Annotated in this window: 17 protein-coding genes; 13 read left to right on the forward strand and 4 right to left on the reverse strand. The window is 69.5% G+C overall.

Annotated features, from left to right (window positions below):
* Positions 1-21: 21 nt before the first annotated feature.
* Positions 22-927, reverse strand: a complete 906-nt coding sequence (locus tag AC57B8_RS31330) for a LysR family transcriptional regulator (RefSeq protein ID WP_496482254.1) — start codon at positions 925-927, stop codon at positions 22-24.
* 187 nt (positions 928-1,114) lie between these two features.
* On the opposite strand from AC57B8_RS31330, the gene AC57B8_RS31335 reads away from it, so the two are divergent.
* Positions 1,115-2,131 (forward strand): Bug family tripartite tricarboxylate transporter substrate binding protein, encoded by a 1,017-nt coding sequence (locus AC57B8_RS31335; protein WP_496481719.1) that lies wholly within the window; start codon positions 1,115-1,117, stop codon positions 2,129-2,131.
* 21 nt (positions 2,132-2,152) lie between these two features.
* A complete protein-coding gene (locus AC57B8_RS31340; protein WP_496481720.1) occupies positions 2,153-3,700 on the forward strand; it encodes an amidase in 1,548 nt (515 codons plus the stop codon).
* 13 nt (positions 3,701-3,713) lie between these two features.
* On the opposite strand, the gene AC57B8_RS31345 is transcribed toward AC57B8_RS31340, so the two are convergent.
* Positions 3,714-5,060: an aminotransferase-like domain-containing protein gene (locus AC57B8_RS31345; RefSeq protein WP_496481721.1), complete on the reverse strand. Its 1,347-nt coding sequence runs from the start codon at positions 5,058-5,060 to the stop codon at positions 3,714-3,716.
* A 126-nt stretch (positions 5,061-5,186) separates the two neighbouring features.
* On the opposite strand from AC57B8_RS31345, the gene AC57B8_RS31350 reads away from it, so the two are divergent.
* The 3 genes from AC57B8_RS31350 (at position 5,187) to AC57B8_RS31360 (ending at position 7,621) form a co-directional block, all read left to right on the forward strand.
* Complete coding sequence (locus tag AC57B8_RS31350) at positions 5,187-5,816, forward strand: LysE family translocator (RefSeq protein ID WP_496481722.1); 630 nt, start codon at positions 5,187-5,189, stop codon at positions 5,814-5,816.
* Between the two features lie 31 nt (positions 5,817-5,847).
* Complete coding sequence (locus AC57B8_RS31355; protein WP_496481723.1) at positions 5,848-6,696, forward strand: PhzF family phenazine biosynthesis protein; 849 nt, start codon at positions 5,848-5,850, stop codon at positions 6,694-6,696.
* A 292-nt stretch (positions 6,697-6,988) separates the two neighbouring features.
* Positions 6,989-7,621: a TetR family transcriptional regulator C-terminal domain-containing protein gene (locus AC57B8_RS31360; RefSeq protein WP_435533356.1), complete on the forward strand. Its 633-nt coding sequence runs from the start codon at positions 6,989-6,991 to the stop codon at positions 7,619-7,621.
* Positions 7,622-7,639: 18 nt separating this feature from the next.
* Here AC57B8_RS31360 and AC57B8_RS31365 read toward each other — a convergent pair whose 3' ends face one another.
* The gene (locus tag AC57B8_RS31365) at positions 7,640-8,578 is read right to left on the reverse strand and encodes a LysR family transcriptional regulator (RefSeq protein WP_496481724.1); all 939 of its coding nucleotides are present in this window, start codon (positions 8,576-8,578) and stop codon (positions 7,640-7,642) included.
* A gap of 111 nt (positions 8,579-8,689) precedes the next feature.
* On the opposite strand from AC57B8_RS31365, the gene AC57B8_RS31370 reads away from it, so the two are divergent.
* From AC57B8_RS31370 to AC57B8_RS31400, 7 genes are all read left to right on the forward strand, one after another.
* On the forward strand, positions 8,690-9,907 hold the full coding sequence (locus AC57B8_RS31370) for an MFS transporter (RefSeq protein WP_496481725.1): 1,218 nt from the start codon (positions 8,690-8,692) through the stop codon (positions 9,905-9,907).
* A gap of 177 nt (positions 9,908-10,084) precedes the next feature.
* Positions 10,085-11,353 carry an amidohydrolase family protein gene (locus AC57B8_RS31375; RefSeq protein ID WP_496481726.1) on the forward strand — a complete coding sequence of 423 codons (1,269 nt, stop codon included), beginning with the start codon at positions 10,085-10,087 and terminating at the stop codon, positions 11,351-11,353.
* A 19-nt stretch (positions 11,354-11,372) separates the two neighbouring features.
* Positions 11,373-12,236 carry a creatininase family protein gene (locus tag AC57B8_RS31380; protein ID WP_307584953.1) on the forward strand — a complete coding sequence of 288 codons (864 nt, stop codon included), beginning with the start codon at positions 11,373-11,375 and terminating at the stop codon, positions 12,234-12,236.
* Between the two features lie 61 nt (positions 12,237-12,297).
* Positions 12,298-13,284, forward strand: a complete 987-nt coding sequence (locus AC57B8_RS31385; protein WP_496481727.1) for an ABC transporter substrate-binding protein — start codon at positions 12,298-12,300, stop codon at positions 13,282-13,284.
* Between the two features lie 19 nt (positions 13,285-13,303).
* Positions 13,304-14,137 (forward strand): ATP-binding cassette domain-containing protein, encoded by an 834-nt coding sequence (locus AC57B8_RS31390; protein WP_495305398.1) that lies wholly within the window; start codon positions 13,304-13,306, stop codon positions 14,135-14,137.
* Positions 14,134-14,952, forward strand: a complete 819-nt coding sequence (locus tag AC57B8_RS31395; protein ID WP_095950036.1) for an ABC transporter permease — start codon at positions 14,134-14,136, stop codon at positions 14,950-14,952. The genes AC57B8_RS31390 and AC57B8_RS31395 overlap by 4 nt, the downstream gene beginning before the upstream one ends.
* An 8-nt stretch (positions 14,953-14,960) precedes the next feature.
* Complete coding sequence (locus AC57B8_RS31400) at positions 14,961-16,331, forward strand: FAD-binding oxidoreductase (RefSeq protein ID WP_496481728.1); 1,371 nt, start codon at positions 14,961-14,963, stop codon at positions 16,329-16,331.
* Between the two features lie 22 nt (positions 16,332-16,353).
* Here AC57B8_RS31400 and AC57B8_RS31405 read toward each other — a convergent pair whose 3' ends face one another.
* Positions 16,354-17,280, reverse strand: coding sequence for a LysR family transcriptional regulator (locus AC57B8_RS31405; RefSeq protein ID WP_496481729.1), 927 nt, complete (start codon positions 17,278-17,280; stop codon positions 16,354-16,356).
* An 82-nt stretch (positions 17,281-17,362) separates the two neighbouring features.
* On the opposite strand from AC57B8_RS31405, the gene AC57B8_RS31410 reads away from it, so the two are divergent.
* Entirely contained in the window at positions 17,363-18,682 is a 1,320-nt protein-coding gene (locus tag AC57B8_RS31410; RefSeq protein ID WP_496481730.1) for an arylsulfatase, read from the forward strand.
* The last annotated feature ends 14 nt before the right edge of the window (positions 18,683-18,696 follow it).

The raw sequence follows: 18,696 nt of genomic DNA on the forward strand, positions 1-18,696 counted from the left end.
GCCTCGGCCCCGCGCCGCGCATCAGGCGCTGAGCACTTCGCGCAGGTGCTCGACGAAAGCGCGCGCCGCATCGGGCAGGCGCCGACCGGCCATGCTCTGCACCTCGAAATGCCGCTCGTTCATCTCGCGGTCGCGCAAGGCGCGCGCCACGATCGTGCCGTTCTCGAGCTGCTGGCGCAGCGCGAGCTCGCCGCAGAAGGTCACGGCCTGGCCGTGCGCCGCGTAGTGCACCAGCGGGTAGAGGTGGTCGCTGGTCAATGCCGCCTCCAGCGGCAGGCGCTGGCGGACGCAGCTGATGTTGAGCAGCTGACGCAGCGTCGACGTGGGCGCCGGCAGCGCGAGCGGGTAATGGACCACCTGCGCCAGCGACACCTGCCGCCGCTCGGCCAGCGGATGCGAAGGTGCCATGACCGCGCACACGGGCGAGGGGTGCCGGATCTCGACGTCCAGGCCGTGCTCCGAGCCCAGGCTCACCGTCACGCCGAGGTCGACCAGGCCTTCGCGCACGCGGCGCGCCACTTCGCGCTGCACGCACATGTCGAGCGAGAAGCGGATGCCGGGACAGCGCGCCTGGAACGCAGCCACCAGGGCCGGCAGGAACTCGTAGGCAAAGCCCTCGGTCGCGGCCACGCGCACCTCGCCCTTGCGCAGGCCACGCAGCGCGAGGATGTCGTCGGTCACGCGCTCGATGTCGAGCCAGGCCCGGCGCGCGTGCGCCGCCAGCAGTTCGCCGGCTGAATTGAGCGCCATGCCGCGGGCGCGGCGCTCGAACAGGAGGGTGTCGAGCTCGCGCTCGATGCGGCCGATCTGGCGGCTCACGGCCGACGGCGCCACGTTCAGCCGCACGGCCGCCTCGGTGACCGAGCCGACGCGCGCCACCTCCAGGAAGTAGCGCATCGACTCCTCCTGGAGCACGCGCTGGTTGATCGGGCGTTCGGTGCGCGCCTCGGTGCGAGCCGGGGCGGGAGACTTGGAAGTGGGAGATTTCATCGGCGTGGTCTGCGTTGCGCCAGCAGCAACGCAACCTTCCAATCATTGTGCTTGCTACACCGCAGGGCGTGCCCCAGCATTTCCCCTCCCCCTCTTCTCTTCGCTCTACGGAAGGACCCTGTCAATGAACGCTCCCCGTTCGCAAGCGCCGCATCGGCGCTGGTGCTGTGCCGTCCTCGCGGGCCTGGCCGCCTGCCTCGGCACGGCCCTGCCCGCGATGGCACAGGCGCAGGCTCAATTGGCCTACCCGACGCGCCCCGTCACGCTGGTGGTGCCGTACCCGCCCGGCGGCAGCGCGGACACGGTGGGGCGCCTGGTCGGCCAGCGCCTGTCGGAGGAACTGGGGCAGCCGGTGCTCATCGACAACCGCCCCGGTGCCGGCACGGCGGTCGGCGCCGCGTTCGTGGCCAAGGCATCGCCCGACGGCTACACCCTGCTGCTCGGCTCGGGCTCGACCCTCACGATGAACCCGGCCATCCGCCCGAACCTGCCCTACGACGCCCTGGGCAGCTTCGAGCCGGTCGCGATCGTCGCGCGCATTCCGCTGATCCTGCTGGCCAACAAGAACGTGCCCATCGGCAACGTCAAGGAGTTCGCCAGCGCGGTGCGCGCAGCGCCCGACAAGTACTCGTACGCGTCCTTCGGCACGGGCACGTCCTCGCACTTCACCGGCGAGATCATCCTGCAGGCGGTGGGCGCGAAGATCATGCACGTGCCCTACCGGGGCAGCGCGCCGGCCATGACGGACCTGATCGGCGGCCAGGTGCCGTTCTCGGTGGACACCGTCACCGCCGCCATTCCGCAGCTCAAGGGCGGCAAGGTCAAGGCGATCGCCGTGACCACCCGGCAGCGCTCCTCGCAGCTGCCGCAGGTCCCGACCTTCGCCGAGGCAGGCTACCCCGAGGTCGATGCCGACACCTGGATCATGGTCGTCGCGCCGAAGGGCACCCCCGCGCCGGTGCGCGAGCGGCTGGAGAAGACACTCGCCAAGATCGTCGCCACGCCCCAGGCCCAGGCGGCCCTGCAGGCCCAGGGCGCGGAGCCGGCCTTCGCCGGCGCCGCCGCCTCGCTCGCGCAGATCGAACGCGAACTGCCGCTCATGCGCGCCGTCGCCCGGCGCGCCAACATCCAGGCCGACTGAGTGCGGCACATTCCGAAAGCCATGACCCAACCTTTCTCTTCCTCCTCCTCCGAGCTCGTCGAACTCTCCGCAGTGGAACTGCGACGGCTGATCGGCACGCGCGCCCTCTCGCCGGTCGAGCTGCTCGAGGCCTGCATCGCGCGCATCGAGCAGCTCAACCCCTTCGTCAACGCCGTGACCGCCACCTGCTACGAGCGCGCCCGCGCCGAGGCCCGCGCCGCGGAGCGGGCCGTGAAGAGCGGCGAGCCGCTGGGCCTGCTGCACGGCCTGCCGCTGGGCGTGAAGGACCTCGAGCCGACGGCGGGACTGCTGTCCACCATGGGTACGCCCGCCCTGCGCAACCATGTGCCGTCGAACGACATCGAGCTGGTGCGCCGCCTGCGCGCCGCCGGTGCGATCGTGGTGGGCAAGACCAACGTGCCCGAGATGGGCGCCGGCGCCAACAGCCGCAATCCGGTCTGGGGGGCCACGGGCAATCCCTTCGACCCCAACCTCAATGCCGGCGGTTCGTCGGGCGGTTCGGCCGCGGCGCTGGCGCTGGACATGCTGCCGGTGTGCACCGGCTCCGACACCGGCGGCTCGCTGCGCATCCCGGCCGCCAAGTGCGGCGTGGTGGGCCTGCGGCCGTCGCCGGGCATCGTGCCCAGCGTGCGCAAGAGCCTGGGCTGGTCGCCGATCTCGGTGGTCGGCCCGATGGGGCGCGATGTGGCCGACGCCTGCCTCCAGCTCGCGGCCACGGCGGGCCCGCATCCGGGCGATCCCTTGAGCTATCCGCTGGATGCAGCAGCCTTCGCGCGGCCGGCGCCGCTGGACCTGTCGCGCCTGCGCGTGGCCTGGACCACCGACTTCGGCCTGTGCGATGTCGACCCGTCGATCCGCCGGACGATGCACGATCGCATGGCCGCCATGCGCGGGCTCTTTGCGGCCTGCGACGAGGTGCGCTTCGACCTGGGCGAGGTGCACCGCTGTTTCGATGTGCTGCGCGCGGAGGCCTTCGTCGCCGGCATGCGCGAGGCCTACGAGCGCGCCCCCGAGAGCCTGGGCCCGAACCCGCGCAGCAACTACGAGATGGGCGCACGCATGAGCCTGCCCGACGCGGCCTGGGCGCAGACGGAACAGACGCGCATCCTCCAGCGCTTCCAGAAGGTGTTCGAGAACTACGACCTGGTGCTCTCGCCCACGACGCCGGTATCGCCCTTTTCCTGGACGCAGTCGCATGCGCTGCAGATCGACGGCCGCCCGCAGGAGAACTACTACCGCTGGCTCGCACTGACCTACGTGGTGACGCTGACCACGCACCCTGCGATCAGCCTGCCGTGCGGCACCGACGAGCGCGGCATGCCCTTCGGCCTGCAGGTGGTGGGGCGCTTTCGCGGCGACCTCGCGCTGCTGTCGGCCGCGCAGGCGATGGAACAGGCCTTCGCCCCCGATCCGCGGCTGCGCCGGCCGCGGCCCGATCTCGCACGCCTTCGCAAGGCCGAGCCGGCCCTCGACTCGATCGTGACCGCGCCGCCCGACGACCGGCACGCCAGCGCGCCCACCGACGGCGCCCCGGCACCAGTCGTCTGAGGTCCGCGCCGCGTCAGGCGCTTCGCTTCAGCAAGGTGGCCAGGAGGGCCAGGGCCCCGGTCAGCTCGTCGAAGCCGGGGCCGCCCAGGCAGATTCGCAGGCCGCTCGCCTTGTCCTTCGGGTTCGCCATCAGGGTCTGCGGCGGGGTGAGCTTTACGCCGGCTTGCGCCGCTGCGGCCACGACACCCTCGGCCGCATCGCGCCGCATCGGCAGCCAGACGTTGTAGGCATCGGGATGCCAGACCAGTTCGCTGGCACCGAGCAGCGAGACGGCCAGCCTGGAACGCCGCCGGGCCTCGTGGCGCAGATCGCGCTGGACCGAGGCGACCACGCCGGTGGCCAGCCATTCATCGACCACCGCGCAGGAGAACGCCGACGGCGCCATGGGCACGTCCTGCAGCAGCTCCTGCGCCGGGCCGCACAGCTCGGGCGGCAGTGCCAGCACGCCGACCTGCAATCCCGGGCCGAGCGACTTGGAGAGCCCGTTCACATGCAACGCGATGTCGGGCGCCAGTGTCGCCAGTTGGGGCAAGCCGTCGGAGGCCGCCGCATACACGCCGTCTTCGATGATCCAGGCGCCCGCGCGGCGGCACACCGCCACGATGGCGCGCCGTCGCTTCGCGCTCATCGTGGCCGTCGTCGGGTTGTGCAGCGTCGGGGTGAGGTAAACCGCCGTGCCACCGGCGGGCGCCGCGCCGTCGAGCGCCTGTGCGAGCGCCTGCGGCACCATCCCTTCCGCATCCATCTCGATGCCCTGGATCCGATATCCCTTGCGCCGGGCCAGCGCGAGGGCGCCGGGATAGGTGATCCGTTCAGTGAGCAGCAATCCCTGCCGCCCGCACACCAGATCGAAGGCCAGCGACAGCGCCTGGCGTGCGCTGCTGGTCAGGACCAGCTGCGACGGATCGACGGCCAGGCCGATCGTTTCGAGCCAGCGGGCGAGAACACGGCGATGCTCCAGGTGCCCGCCGGGCGGCGCGTACAGGTTGAAGTGATCGGCGTCGATCTTGCGCGCGATGCCCGTCAACGTGCGCGCCAGCACGCGCGCACCGAGCGCGGCCGGCGGCGCGTTCGACGACAGATCGATCTGCCGGTCGCCGTGCGCCTGATGGATCGCCACGAAGGTTCCCCGGCCCTTGACGCTGCGCGTGAGGCCCCTGCGCTCCAGGATGGCGTAGGCCTTCGTCACGGTGCCCAGGCCGATCTGCAGCGTCTTCGCCAGGTCCCGATGGGCAGGCAGACGATCGCCGCCTGCGAGCCGCCCCTCGACGATGTCGTCGGCCAGGGCCAGCACCACGCGCTCGGTGGCATTCGTGCCGTTGCTGGCCAGACGGGGCGTCCAGGAGGATCGAAGAAGCACGTGCGCGGCCTCGCAAATAAAAGTGTCACGTTACACTTTTTGAATATCTCAATAGTGTAACTTTCACCGCACGGCCTCCATCGCGCTGAAGGCCGCTGAAGACACCCTTGGTTTTGGAGCACCCGCATGGCCGTCAGCCAGATCGCACTCGTCTACGGGACGTACCTCATCGCCACCGCCAGTCCGGGGCCGAGCAACATGGCCATCATGGGCACCGCGATGCGCGACGGCCGCCGCCCTGCGCTCGCGCTTGCGGCCGGCGTTGTCACGGGCTCGCTCTTCTGGGCGATCCTGGCGGCGACCGGTGTTTCCGCGGTCCTGACCGCGTATGCGCAGGCGCTTGTCGTGCTCAAGATCGCCGGCGGCCTCTACCTGCTGTACCTGGCTTTTCGCGCGGGCCGGTCCGCCATGCGACCCGGCGCCGACGCGGTGAAGGGCAACGCGGAACGCGGCGCATTGCGCTACCGTACCCTCTACCGCCAGGGCGTTCTCATGCACATCGGCAACCCGAAGGCCATCATGTCGTGGATCGCGATCATCTCGCTCGGCGTGCGCCAGGACACACCCGCCGGCGGGTTGCCGGCCATCGTGGGCGGCTGCGTACTTCTCGGCATCATGGTGTTCGGCGGCTACGCGATCGTCTTTTCCACCGCATCGATGATTGCGCTGTATGCGCGGCTGCGGCGCTGGATCGAAGGCGTGCTCTCGGCGGTGTTCGCGGCCGCGGGGCTCAAGCTGCTGGCCTCGCAGAACTGAATCCAATGAATCCCAGCGAAAGACTACGCTCATGAGCATCACCGTCCACATGGTCGACGTCTTCGGCGCCGGCCCGCTCTCGGGCAATCCGCTGGCGGTCGTCACCGGCGCCGATGCCTTCGCCACGCACGACATGCAGCAGCTGACGCGCTGGTTCAACCTCTCGGAAACCGCGTTTGTCTTCGCCCCCACGCACCCGGAGGCGGACTACCGCGTGAGGATCTTCACCCTGGACCGGGAGATGCCCTTTGCAGGGCACCCCACGCTCGGCAGCTGCCACGCCTGGCTCTCGGGCCAGGGCGCGCCCAGGCAACAAGCCACGGTGATCACGCAGGAGTGCGGCGCGGGGCTGGTCCAGATTCGGCGCGACCAGGGACGGCTTGCGTTCGCCGCGCCGCCGCTGATCCGCTCGGGCGCGCCGACCCCGGCCGAACTCGACGATGCACGGCGGCTGCTGGGCATCGAAGCCGACGACATCCACGACGCCGCCTGGATCGACAACGGTCCCGGCTGGTTGGGAATCCGGCTGGCGTCGGCAGACAAGGTGCTGTCTCTGGAGCCGGCCCGGCGCTGGCCCACGCGCATCGACGTCGGCGTGGTCGGCCCTCATGCCGAGGGCGGCGATGCGGCCTTCGAAGTGCGCGCCTTCTTCACCGACCATCTGGGCGCCATCGTCGAAGACCCCGTCACGGGAAGCCTCAATGCCTCGCTCGCGCAGTGGCTCTTCGCCACGGGCGTGGCACAAGACGACTATGTCGCCGCGCAGGGCACACGCCTGGGCCGGCAGGGCCGCATCCACCTGACCCGCGACGACGCCGGCCAGGTCTGGGTCGGCGGCGACACGCGCACGCACGTCAAGGGCGAACTGGACGGCCTCTGATCCGTTCACGCAAGGCCTGCACAGACTTCACTCTGACTTCACCTGCGTTGCGCACACTACTTTTCGACAGCGGTTCGGCGCTGGTAGAGGCAAGGGGAAGAAAAAAAGTAGCTCAGGGAAACGCCTCGATGCCGACCGCTGTCACCTTTCATCGCCCATCGAGAAAGGCGCAGGCGCACTCATCGCAAGAAAGGGCCACGGGCCAAGGATTACCATCGGCCGGGCGCACGCCGCGCCTCCCACGCCCATGACCGTCGCCACCGCCCCCGTGCCCCCTGCCATCGCCCAAGAAATGCCCGCCCCCGACGGCCCGCTGTCGCGCGCAAGGCCGGGGCGTGAACGCATCATGGCGGCCATCCGCACGGCGGCGGTGACCGAGTTCAGCCTGCACGGCCTGAAGGGCACCTCCACCCAGGCCATCGCCGCGCGCGCCGGCCTCACCAAGCCCCAGCTGCACTACTACATCGCCGGCAAGGAAGAGCTCTACGAAGAGCTGCTGATGCAGGTGCTGCATGCGTGGAAGGTGGTGTTCTCGTTCGAGGACGCCAGCGACCCGGCCACGGTGCTGGGCGACTACATCCGCAAGAAGCTCGACCACGCGTTCGACAACCCGGAGATCTCGCGCATCTTCACGCGCGAGGTGCTCGACGGCGGACGCAACCTCGACCGCTACTGGCCCAACGCGCAGGCGTGGACGCAGAAGAAGGTCGACATCATCAACGGCTGGATCGCGCGCGGGCAGATGCGCCCGCTCGATGCGCGCCTGCTGCTGATGCACATCTGGGCCATGACCCAGAGCTACGCCGACTACGCGATCCAGACGCGCGTGATGCTCGGCCTGCCACCCGAAGCGCCGATCGACCGCGAACCGATCGCGCGGGAACTGGTGGCGTTCGTCCTGGGCGGCTGCGGCATCAAGGACTGAGTTCCGCGCCGCCCTCGCTCAGGCCACGCGCGCCTCCCAGACCTGGCCCGTCGGGTCGGCCAGCGCAAGCCGCATCATCTCGATGAAGCGGCGCAGGCGCGCCGGCTGGAAGCGCGCGTGCGGGTAGGTCAGGTAGACGGGCAGCGGCGCCACATGCCATTGCGGCACGAGCTGCACCAGCCGTCCGGCGGCGATGTCCTCGTTCAGCAGCCAGGCCGAGCCCAGGCAGGCGCCCAGTCCCATGCGCGCCGCGCTTTGCAGCGCATAGAGGCTGTCGGTGCTCATGCGTGGACGGATCGGCACGCGCGCGATCTCGCCGGTCGGCCGGTGCGTGAGCAGCACCTCGTTGCGATAGAAGGTGCGCAGCGCGAGCCACGGCAGCTCGGCCAGTTCCGCCGCGTGCGCGGGCGGCGGGCGGCCCTCCAGCAGCGAGGGCGCGGCGACCACCACGCGCGGAACCTCCGAGACCTTCACCGCCACGGCCATGGCATCGGTCATCTCGCCGACCTGGATCGCGCAGTCGACGCCTTCGGCGATGAAGTCGGGCCGGCGGTCGTTCAGCAGCCATTCGACGGACACGCGCGGATAGGCGCGCAGGTACTCGGCCAGCGGACCGACCAGCAGCAGCTGGCCCAGCGCATGCGGCGCGACCACCCGCAGCGTGCCCTCGGGCTCGTCGCCCACGCCGCGCAGGTCGGCCTCGAAAGCGTGCCAGTCGGCGATCAGCTCCCGGGCCCGCTCGTAGCAGCGCTCGCCGTCTTCCGTGAGCTTCATGGCGTGCGTGGAGCGGCGCAGCAGCCGCACGCCCAGCGAGCGCTCCAGCGCCTGCAGGCGACGGCTCACGGTGGGCTGGGTCGCGCCCATCTGGAGCGCGGCCGCCGACAGGCTGCCGGCCTCGACGATGTGAAGAAAGGTCTGCATCAGCTCGATGCGGTCGACGGCAGGTGAAGTTGACATGGCCTCATTTATACGTTTGGCGTATGGGCATTGTGCGATTCACGGGACTACCAAGCCAAGACCCCAACGGGCACATTCCAACCCTTGCTTCGATAATCGAGGGTTAACACCATGTCTTCCATTCAAACCACGCATGTACCGGCCGCCGCGCCGGGGCACGGCCTGCCGGCCTCGCTGATCCTGCTGCTGGCCGCCGGCGCGGGCCTGTCGGTGGCCTCGCTCTACTACGCCCAGCCGATGCTCGGGGTGCTGGGCGCCGACATCGGCGCCTCCACCCGCGCGGTGGGCTTCATTCCCACGCTCACGCAGCTGGGCTATGCGCTGGGCATCCTGCTGCTGGCGCCGCTGGGCGACCGCTTCGACCGGCGCCGCATCGTGCTGATCAAGGCCGGGGCACTGTGCGCCGCGCTGCTGGTGGCCGGCGCGGCACCGTCGATCGGCGTGCTGCTCGCGGCCAGCCTCGCGATCGGGCTGGCGGCCACGATGGCGCAGGACCTCGTGCCCGCCGCCGCCACGCTGGCGCCCGACGCCACGCGCGGCAAGACGGTCGGCACGGTGATGACGGGGCTGCTGCTGGGCATCCTGCTGTCGCGCGTGGTGAGTGGCTTCGTGGCCGAGCACTTCGGCTGGCGCGCCATGTTCATCGCGGCCGCGGCCAGCATCGCGCTCATCGGCGCCGCGGCCTGGCGCGGGCTGCCGCGCTTTCGGCCGACGACGCACCTGGCCTACGGCGCCCTGCTCGGCTCGCTGGGCACGCTGTGGTCGCGCCACGGCACGCTGCGCCGCGCGGCGCTGGCCCAGGCGCTGCTGGCCGTGGGATTCAGCGCCTTCTGGTCGACGCTGGCCGTGATGCTGCACGGCGCGCCCTTCCATCTGGGCAGCGCGGCGGCAGGCGCCTTCGGCCTGGCCGGCGCGGCGGGTGCGCTGGCGGCGCCGCTGGCGGGGCGACTGGCCGACCGGCGCGGACCGGAGCTGGTGACGCGCCTGGGCGCGGGGCTGGCGCTGGTGTCGTTCGCAGCCATGGGGCTGGCACCGCTGATGGCGCCGCATGCGCAGCTGTGGCTGCTGGCGCTGGCCGCGATCGGCTTCGACCTGGGCATGCAGGCGGCGCTGATTGCCCACCAGACGATCGTCTACGGCATCGAGCCCGGTGCGCGCAGCCGGCTCAACGCCGTGCTGTTCACCAGCATGTTCATCGGCATGGCGACCGGCTCGGCGCTGGGCGCGCTGGTGCTCGCTTCTTGGGGCTGGGCCGGCGTGACGGCGCTGGCAACCGTCACGGCCGCCGCCGCGCTGGCGGTGCGGCTCTGGCCGCGCCAGGCAAGCTAAGCGCATCCGCCGCGGGCCCCGCCCGCCTCCCCAGTCCGGTGCACCCGGACTGGCACGTCGCTTGCATAACCTGACCAGTTGCTCTGATTGATTGGTCAAATTCATGCACGCCCGCGTTGCCTCCTGTCTGTCGATGGAAACCAGCGCCCCCGCAGGCCCGGCGGGAGCGCGTTTCCCATGAACGCGCCCACGCTGCTGGACAACGCACGGCTGCCACGCTGGCTGCTGCCCGCCGACTGGCCGCAGCGCCACGGGGTGCCCGAACTCGCACGCATCGCCATCGAGGCCGGCCGCGTGCGGTCGGTGCAACCCGCGAGGGACATCACGCCGGGCGCCGGCTGGGACCTCGCCGGCACGCTCGCCCTCCCCGCCTTCGTCGACGCGCACACGCACCTGGACAAGGCGTTCACGCTGGCGCGCATGCAAAAGGTGCAGCCCGGCCTGCTCGGCGCGATCGACGCGATGCTGGCCGACCGCGTGCACTGGACGCCCGCCGACGTGCGCGAGCGTGCATCGCGCGGCCTGCAATGGGCCTGGGCATGCGGCACCGCCCATGTGCGCACGCACGTCGACTGGTGGGAGCCCGATGCGCTGCCCACGGCCTGGCCCGTCATGGCCGAGCTGGCGCAGGAATGGGCCGGCCGGGTGCGGCTGGAGCAGGTCGCCCTCATCAAGCTGCCCCTGTTCGAAGACGCGTCGCAGGCGCTGCGCCTGGCGCGGCAGGTGAAGGCCACCGGACCGCACGCACTGCTCGGCGGCTTCGTGCACTCCACCAACTGGAGCGAGAACGCGCTGCGCAACCTGCTGGTGGCGGCGCAGGCCTGCGAGCTCGACATCGACCTGCACGTGGACGAGGAACTCGACGCCTCGGCCGTGGGCCTGCAGACCACCGCGCGCCTCCTGCGCGAGATCGGCTACGAAGGCCGCGTGGTCTGCGGCCACCTCTGCGCGCTGGCGGCCCAGCCCGAGGCGCAGGCCTTCGCCACGCTGGACGCCGTGGCGCGCGCGCCGATCACCGTGGTGTCGCTGCCCGCCACCAACCTGCTGCTGCAGGACGCCGTCACCGGGCGCACGCCGCGCCAGCGCGGCATCACGCTGGTCAAGGAAGCGCATGCACGCGGCATTCCATTGCTGTTCGCGAGCGACAACGTGCAGGACCCGTTCTGCCGCCTCGGCAGCTTCGACCCCGTCGAGGCGCTGGGCACGGCCGCGCTGGTGGCACAGCTCGACGAACCGTTCGACCGCTGGTCGCAGGCGCTGTGCCGCAGCGACTGGCTGGAACGCGCGCCCGCCACGACGACGCCCACGCTGGTCGGCGCGAAAGCCGACCTGGTGCTGTTCACGCAGGCCGACCGCCACGGCTGGCCCTCGCGCAGCGCCACCCGCGTGGTGCTGCGCGACGGCCGCGTGACGCACGGCGACGCATCGCCTTTCTTCCCCGAATAAAGAACACGCAAGGACTCCCATGCTCCACGGCTACATCCCGCCCCACCGCTTCCTGCCCTACCTGAGCTGGACCGAAATCGCCGCGCTGCCCGACCGCGAGAACACCGTCATCGTGCTGCCGTGCGGCGCGATCGAGCAGCACGGCCCGCACCTGCCGTGCTCGGTCGACAGCGTGATCGCCTCGGGCGTGATGGGCAAGGCGCTGGAGAAGCTGCCGGCCGAGGTGCGCGCCTTTGCCCTGCCGCCGATCACCTACGGCAAGTCGGAAGAGCACCTGCACTTTCCCGGCACGGTGACGCTCACGGGCACCACGCTGCTGTCGACCGTGATCGAGATCGGCGAATCGGTGTACCGCTCGGGCTTTCGCAAGCTGCTGTTCGCCAACGGGCACGGCGGCCAGCCGCAGGTGCTGGAGATGGCGGCGCGCGAACTGCGCCTGCGCCATGGCGACTTCGTGATCGTGCCGCACGGCGTGTCGCGCCTGCCCAGCGCGGCGAGCCGGCAGGTGAGCGAGCAGGAGAAGAAGCTCGCGATGCACGCAGGCCATTCCGAAACCGCGCTGATGCTCGCGCTGGCGCCCGACACCGTGCACATGGAACGCGCGGCGGCCAACTTTCCGCCGCCCTTCCCGATCAAGCTGCTGTCGGCCGACGGCCGCCCGGCCTGCGCCTGGACCGCGCGCGACTTCGGCCCCAGCGGCGTGATCGGCGATCCCACCAGCGCCACGCGCGAACAGGGCCTGGAGATCCTGGACACGCTCTCGGACAGCTGGGCGCAGGCGCTGACCGAGCTTCATGCGCTGCGCTGGGTCGTGCGCGAGGAAGCCACCTGGGAGCGCGGCCACCAGCAGGGCTTCATCCAGCAGTCGTTCGTGCCGGCCTGAGGCGCGCTCCTTGCAACGGCTTCGTTCTTCTTTTTCATCCCGCCTTCGAGAGGTCCCCACCATGCGTTCCTTCGCTCTTTCCCTGGCCGGCGCCGCCGCGCTCTCGCTCCTCACGGCCGTTGCACCCGCACAGGCCCAGGACAAGTTCACCTACATGACCAACTGGTACGCGCAGGCCGAGCACGGCGGCTTCTACCAGGCGGTGGCGCAGGGCATCTACAAGAAGCACGGCCTGGACGTGACGATCCGCATGGGCGGCCCGCAGGTCAACATCACGCAGATGATGGCCGCGGGACAGGCCGACTGCATCATGGGATCGAGCGACATCCAGATGATGCAGGTGCGCGAAGGCGGCGTGCCCGTGGTCAACGTGGCGGCCTTCTTCCAGAAGGACCCGCAGGTGCTGATCGCGCACGACGACGTCAAGAAGTTCGAGGACCTCAAGGGCAAGACGCTGCTGATCGGCGCGCAGGCCAACCGCGGCTACTGGCCCTGGCTCAAGGCCCGCTTCGGCCTGAAGGACGAACAGACGCGTCCCTACACCTTCAACATCCAGCCCTTCGTGGCCGACCCGAACACCGCGCAGCAGGGCTACCTAACCTCCGAGCCCTACGCCATCCAGAAGGCCGGCGTGAAGAGCACGGTGCTGATGTTCAGCGATCACGGCTACCCCTCCTACGCGGTCACCGTGTCGTGCATGGACAAGACGGTGAAGGAGCGCAGCAAGCAGGTCGCCGCCTTCGTGAAGGCCTCGGCCGAAGGCTGGAAGAGCTACCTGGCCGACCCGGTACCGGCCAACGCGCTGATCAAGAAGGACAACCCCAACATGACCGACGACCAGCTCGCCTACAGCGTGGCCAAGCTGAAAGAGATGGGCATGGTCACGGGCGGCGACGCGGCCAAGCTGGGCATCGGCGTGATGACCGACGCGCGCGCCAAGGCGAGCTACGACTTCCTGGTGAACGCGAAGCTGCTCGACCCCGCCAAGGTCGACCTGGCCAAGACCTACACGACCGAGTTCGTGAAGGACGCCAAGGTGCTGCCCTGAACTTCGTCGCCTCTTCTTCATGAACCGCATCGAACCCCACACCCTCGCACCGCCGACCACCCCCGCCGTGCCCGCGGTGGAAGTGCTCTCGGCCGAGAAGACCTACCCCAACGGCACGCAGGCGCTGCTGCCGGTGGACCTGTCGATCGCCGAAGGCGAGTTCGTCACGCTGCTCGGCCCCTCGGGCTGCGGCAAGAGCACGCTGCTGAAGATGGTGGCGGGCATGCTCGAACCCAGCGACGGGCGCCTGCTGGTGTGGCGCAAGCCCGTGGCGCAGTTGCACGACTGCCCGCACAAGATGTCGTTCGTGTTCCAGTCGCCCACGCTGATGCCGTGGGCCAGCGTGCAGACCAATGTGCGGCTGCCGCTGGACCTGGCCGGCGTGCCCCGCAAGGAGGCCGATGCGCGGGTGACGGAATCGCTCGCGCTCGTGGGGCTGGAGAAGTTCGCCAGTGCGCTGCCGCGCGCGCTGTCGGGCGGCATGCAGATGCGCGTGTCGATCGCGCGCGGCCTGGTCACGCAGCCCGACCTGCTGCTGATGGACGAGCCCTTCGGCGCGCTCGACGAGATCACGCGCCACAAGCTCGACGCCGACCTGCTCGAGCTGTGGCGCAAGAAGAAGCTCACGGTGATCTTCGTGACGCACTCGATCCACGAGGCGGTGTTCCTGTCCAGCCGCGTGGTGATGATGGCCGCGCGGCCAGGTCGCGTGGTCGAGCAGTTCCAGATCGACGAGCCCTACCCGCGCCAGGCCGACTTCATGGTCACGCCCGCGTTCGCGCGCCACGCGAAGCAATTGCAGGACAGCCTGCTGCGCGCCAGCACCACAGAAGAAGAGGAGGCCGCGCCATGAAGACGACGACGAAACCCGCGACGCCCCTGCTGGGCCAGCCGCGCGTGCAGCGCGTGCTCTACCCGGTGCTCATCGGCGTGGTGCTGGTCGCGCTGTGGCAATGGATGGTGGTGGCCATGGAACTGCCGCCCTACCTCGTGCCCTCGCCCTGGCTGATGATGCAGACGCTGGTGACCGACTGGGCGCCGCTGGGCAGCGCGCTCCTGGTCACGCTGAAGATCACGGTGCTGTCGTTCGCGCTGGCCACGGTGGCGGGCGTGCTGATCTCGTTCCTGTTCGTGCAGAGCAAGCGCATCGAGACCGCCCTCTTTCCGTACGCGGTGCTGCTGCAGGTCACGCCCATCGTGGCCGTGGCGCCGCTGATCATCATCTGGGTGAAGAACCCGGTGGCGGCCATGACGGTGTGCGCGGCGCTGGTGGCGCTGTTTCCCATCATCAGCAACACCACGCTGGGCCTGCGCAGCATCGACCCCGACCTGCAGAGCTACTTCAAGCTGAACCGCGCCACGCGCTGGCAGCAGCTGGTGCGCCTGCGCATCCCGAGCGCGCTGCCCTACTTCTTCGGCGGGCTGCGCATCTCCAGCGGCCTGGCGCTGATCGGCGCGGTGGTGGCGGAGTTCGTGGCCGGCACGGGCGGCTCCGGCGCCGGGCTGGCCTACCAGATCCTGCAGGCGGGCTTCCAGCTGAACATTCCGCGCATGTTCGCGGCCCTGCTGCTCATCTCCCTCACCGGTGTGGCGCTCTTCGTGCTGATGGCCTGGCTCACCAAGGTGGCGCTGGGCTCGTGGCACGCGAGCGAACTTTCCCAGGATTGAAATCGACCATGAACGCTCCCGCTTCCGCCATCGAACAACTGCTGCTCGAACTCCCCGACCTCGACTGGATCACCGACGAAGGCCGCGTCACGCGCCTCTCGCAGGACTTCTCCTGGTTCAGCCCGGTGCTCACGCGCCAGCTGAAGGACAAGCGCGCCGACGTGGTGGTGCGCCCGCGCACCGAGGAAGACATCCGCGCGGTGGTCGGCGCCTGCGCGCGCCGCGGCGTGCCCATCACCATTCGCGGCAGCGGCACCGGCAACTACGGCCAGACCACGCCGCTCGCCGGCGGCGTGGTGCTCGACATGACGGCCTACAACGCCTGCCTGTGGGTGCAGCCCGGCGTGGCGCGCGCGCAGGCCGGCATCCGCCTGGGCGAACTCGAGAAGCAGACGAAACCCACCGGCCAGGAGATGCGCTGCGTGCCCTCGACCTACCGCAGCGCAACACTGGGCGGCCTGTTCGGCGGCGGCTTCGGCGGCGTGGGCTCGATCAACTACGGGCCGCTGGGCGCCCCCGGCAATGTGCTGGGCATTCGCGCGATGACCATCGAGGCCGAGCCGCAGGTGATCGAGCTGCGCGGCGCCGAAGCGATGCGCATGCACCACCTGTGGGGCACCAACGGCCTCGTGCTGGAACTGGAGATCGCACTGGCGCCCGCGCATCCGTGGCTCGAGACGCTGGTGACCTTCGACGACTTCGAGAACGCGCTGAACTTCGCGGACAAGCTCGCGCATGCGCCGGGTATCGTGAAGCGCGGCGTCACCTTCTTCGCGGCGCCCATCGCCGACCACCTCGCGCAGCTGGCGACGCACCTGCCCAAGGGCTGCCACACGGTGCTGTCGCTGGTGGCCGAGCCGAGCGAGCCGGCCATGATGCTGCTGGTGCAGGCGCACGGCGGCACCGTGAGCTACCGCAAGACGGCCGCCGAAGTACAGAAGAGCAACCGCACGCTGATGGAATTCACCTGGAACCACACGACGCTGCACGCGCTGAAGATCGACCCGACGCTGACCTACCTGCAAAGCGGCTTCATTCCCGGCAAGCATGTCGAGCAGGTCATCGAGATGGAGAAGCTGCTGGGCGGCGAGGTCATGATGCACGTCGAGTTCCTGCGCAACGCGGCGGGGCTGCTGACCTGCAGCGGGCTGCAGCTGGTGCGCTTCAGCACCGAGGATCGCCTGAACAAGATCATCGACATCCACCGCGCGCACCAGGTGCACATCAACAACCCGCACGTGAACATCGTGGAAGACGGCAAGGCCGGCGGGCCGCTGCCGCCGGAAGTCATCGAGGTGAAGAAGCGCTTCGACCCGATGGGCTTGCTGAACCCGGGCAAGCTGCGCGACTGGCCGGTGAAGGCGGCGACCGCGGCCTGAAAACGGCCTCAGCGAGCGCCCGTCAGCCCTTGCGCGCCGCGCTGCTTCGCTGCGTCGGCGCCAGTGCCTTGAGCGCCTGCACGAACTCCTCGAGGAGTGGGGAGCGATAAGTATTCGGACGTGAGAAAAGCGAGATGCGCCTCGGAATCGACAGCGCGTCAACGGGAATCACCTTGACACCACGCGCCTGGGGCAGTGCGAGCACGGAGACCGGGACGATGCCCATCAGATCGGTCGCTGCAAGCACCGGCAGCGACCAGGATGCACTGAAGTGCACCTCGATCGCGCCTTGCGGCGGCGTCGCGCCCGCGCATCGAAATACCTCGTCCAACTTCGCGCGTGCGGCCGAATGAACGGACGGCAGCACCCAGGGGAATTTCGACAGATCGCCCATCGTGAGACGGCGACGCGCGAAGACCGGATGCCCCACGCGCGCCACGGCGACGAGCGCATCGGTCAGGAGGTCCTCATGCACCAGGCCGTGCGGCATGGATTCATAGGTCGGAATCACGGCGACATCGAGCAGGCCCTGGCGCGTCCAGTCGATCAATTCGTCCGAAGACGCCACTTCCAGGCGCACATGCATGCCCGGGCGACGGGGCTGCAGCGCCGCAAGCGCCGGTGAAAGCACGGCATCCAGAACCGCCAGCGTCGCGCCCACGCGGATGAGCCCGGCACGTCCTGCACGGACGTCGCCCGCATGACGAAGCGCCTCGTCGTGCTCGGACTTCATGCGTTGCGCACGTTCGCGGAACGCGACGCCGAACGGGGTGAGCGTCATGCCGTGGCCCGAGCGCTCGAAGAGACCGAGCCCCATCTCGTCCTCCAGCCGACGGATCGCCTTGGAAAGCGCCGCGGCCGTCACCGTCAGGCTGGTTGCTGCACGGGCCAGCTGCCCATGGCGCGCCACTTCCAGGAAGTAGTCGAGGTCGCGTGCCGAAAAGGACATGAATAAAAGTTAACGAAGATTTCCCAATTGGAAACACTCGAATCCTAGCCGTTCCTAGACTGCAGTCGAAATGAGTCCCTCCATGAACCTACCCAACATCGTTCTCATCCTTGCCGACAACCTCGGCTGGGGCGAGCTCGGCTGCTACGGCGGCGGGGCGCTGCGGGGCGCGCCCACGCCACGCATCGACGCGCTCGCCAGCCAAGGCCTTCTGCTGCAGAACTTCAATGTCGAGAGCGATTGCGTGCCGACGCGCTCCGCGCTGATGAGCGGGCGGCATCCGATCCGTACGGGCTGCCTGCAATCGGTGCCGCCCGGCCTGCCTCAGGGCCTGGCACGCCGCGAGATCACGCTGGCGCAGTTGCTCTCGGCACAGGGTTATGCGACTGCGCACTACGGCAAATGGCACCTGGGCGATGTTCAAGGCCGCTTCCCGAGCGACCGGGGATTCGACGAGTGGTACGGCATTCCGCGCACCACGGACGAGAGCCAGTTCACGGCCAGTGTCGGCTACGACCCGAGCGTGGCGGACATCCCGTACATCATGCAGGGCCGTGCCGGTGCGCCCTCGGAAAACGTGGAGGAATACAACCTGGATTCGCGCCGGCGCATCGATGAAACGCTGACGAACCGGTCCCTGGAATTCATCCAGCGCAACCACGCGGTACAGAAGCCGTTCTTCCTTTACCTGCCGCTCACGCACCTGCACTTTCCCACCCTGCCTCACCGCGATTTCGCGGGCCGCACCGGCCATGGCGATTTCGCCGACTCCATGGTCGAGATGGACCACCGCGTGGGCCAGGTCATCGACGAGATCGAGCGCCTCGGCATCTCAGAAGACACCCTCTTCATCTTCGCGAGCGACAACGGCCCCGAGTTCCGCGCTCCGTACCGCGGCACGGCCGGCCCCTGGCGCGGCACCTATCACACGGCCATGGAAGGCAGCCTGCGCGTGCCGTGCATCGTGCGCTGGCCGGGCAAGATCGCCGCGGGCCGGGTGAGCAACGAGATCGTGCACGTCACCGACCTCTTCTCCACGCTGGCACGCGCGGGCGGCGCCCGCATTCCCGAGGACAGGCCGATCGACGGCATCGACCAGATGCTCTTTTTCCTCGGCGAACAGAAGTCCCTGCGCGAGGGCTTTCTCTTTCACATCAAGAACGAGTTGCGCGCAGTGAAGTGGCGCGACTGGAAGCTGCATTTGTACTGGGAGCCCGAGGTGAACGAAGGCAAGGGCAAGCTCGAATCGCCCTATCTCTTCAACATCACGCGCGACCCCAAGGAGGAGTCGGATGTGCTCGTCTACAACACGTGGGTCCTGGGGCCGATCCAGCGGATGGTCCGCGCCTTTCATCAGAGTGCGGCAGCACATCCTCACACGGCGCCGGGCGCGCCGGACTGAGGCCGCGGAATCCC

The organism is Variovorax sp. BGA-UO-ETr-C22 (assembly GCF_059567965.1).

Coding starts and splice junctions, on each gene's coding strand:
- AC57B8_RS31380 (WP_307584953.1), top strand. CDS start 11,373: ATGCTCCACGGCTACATCCCGCCCCACCGCTTCCTGCCCTACCTGAGC.
- AC57B8_RS31350 (WP_496481722.1), top strand. CDS start 5,187: ATGGCCGTCAGCCAGATCGCACTCGTCTACGGGACGTACCTCATCGCC.
- AC57B8_RS31405 (WP_496481729.1), bottom strand. CDS start 17,280: ATGTCCTTTTCGGCACGCGACCTCGACTACTTCCTGGAAGTGGCGCGC.
- AC57B8_RS31360 (WP_435533356.1), top strand. CDS start 6,989: ATGCCCGCCCCCGACGGCCCGCTGTCGCGCGCAAGGCCGGGGCGTGAA.
- AC57B8_RS31365 (WP_496481724.1), bottom strand. CDS start 8,578: ATGTCAACTTCACCTGCCGTCGACCGCATCGAGCTGATGCAGACCTTT.
- AC57B8_RS31340 (WP_496481720.1), top strand. CDS start 2,153: ATGACCCAACCTTTCTCTTCCTCCTCCTCCGAGCTCGTCGAACTCTCC.
- AC57B8_RS31375 (WP_496481726.1), top strand. CDS start 10,085: ATGAACGCGCCCACGCTGCTGGACAACGCACGGCTGCCACGCTGGCTG.
- AC57B8_RS31370 (WP_496481725.1), top strand. CDS start 8,690: ATGTCTTCCATTCAAACCACGCATGTACCGGCCGCCGCGCCGGGGCAC.
- AC57B8_RS31400 (WP_496481728.1), top strand. CDS start 14,961: ATGAACGCTCCCGCTTCCGCCATCGAACAACTGCTGCTCGAACTCCCC.
- AC57B8_RS31410 (WP_496481730.1), top strand. CDS start 17,363: ATGAACCTACCCAACATCGTTCTCATCCTTGCCGACAACCTCGGCTGG.
- AC57B8_RS31385 (WP_496481727.1), top strand. CDS start 12,298: ATGCGTTCCTTCGCTCTTTCCCTGGCCGGCGCCGCCGCGCTCTCGCTC.
- AC57B8_RS31395 (WP_095950036.1), top strand. CDS start 14,134: ATGAAGACGACGACGAAACCCGCGACGCCCCTGCTGGGCCAGCCGCGC.
- AC57B8_RS31390 (WP_495305398.1), top strand. CDS start 13,304: ATGAACCGCATCGAACCCCACACCCTCGCACCGCCGACCACCCCCGCC.
- AC57B8_RS31335 (WP_496481719.1), top strand. CDS start 1,115: ATGAACGCTCCCCGTTCGCAAGCGCCGCATCGGCGCTGGTGCTGTGCC.
- AC57B8_RS31355 (WP_496481723.1), top strand. CDS start 5,848: ATGAGCATCACCGTCCACATGGTCGACGTCTTCGGCGCCGGCCCGCTC.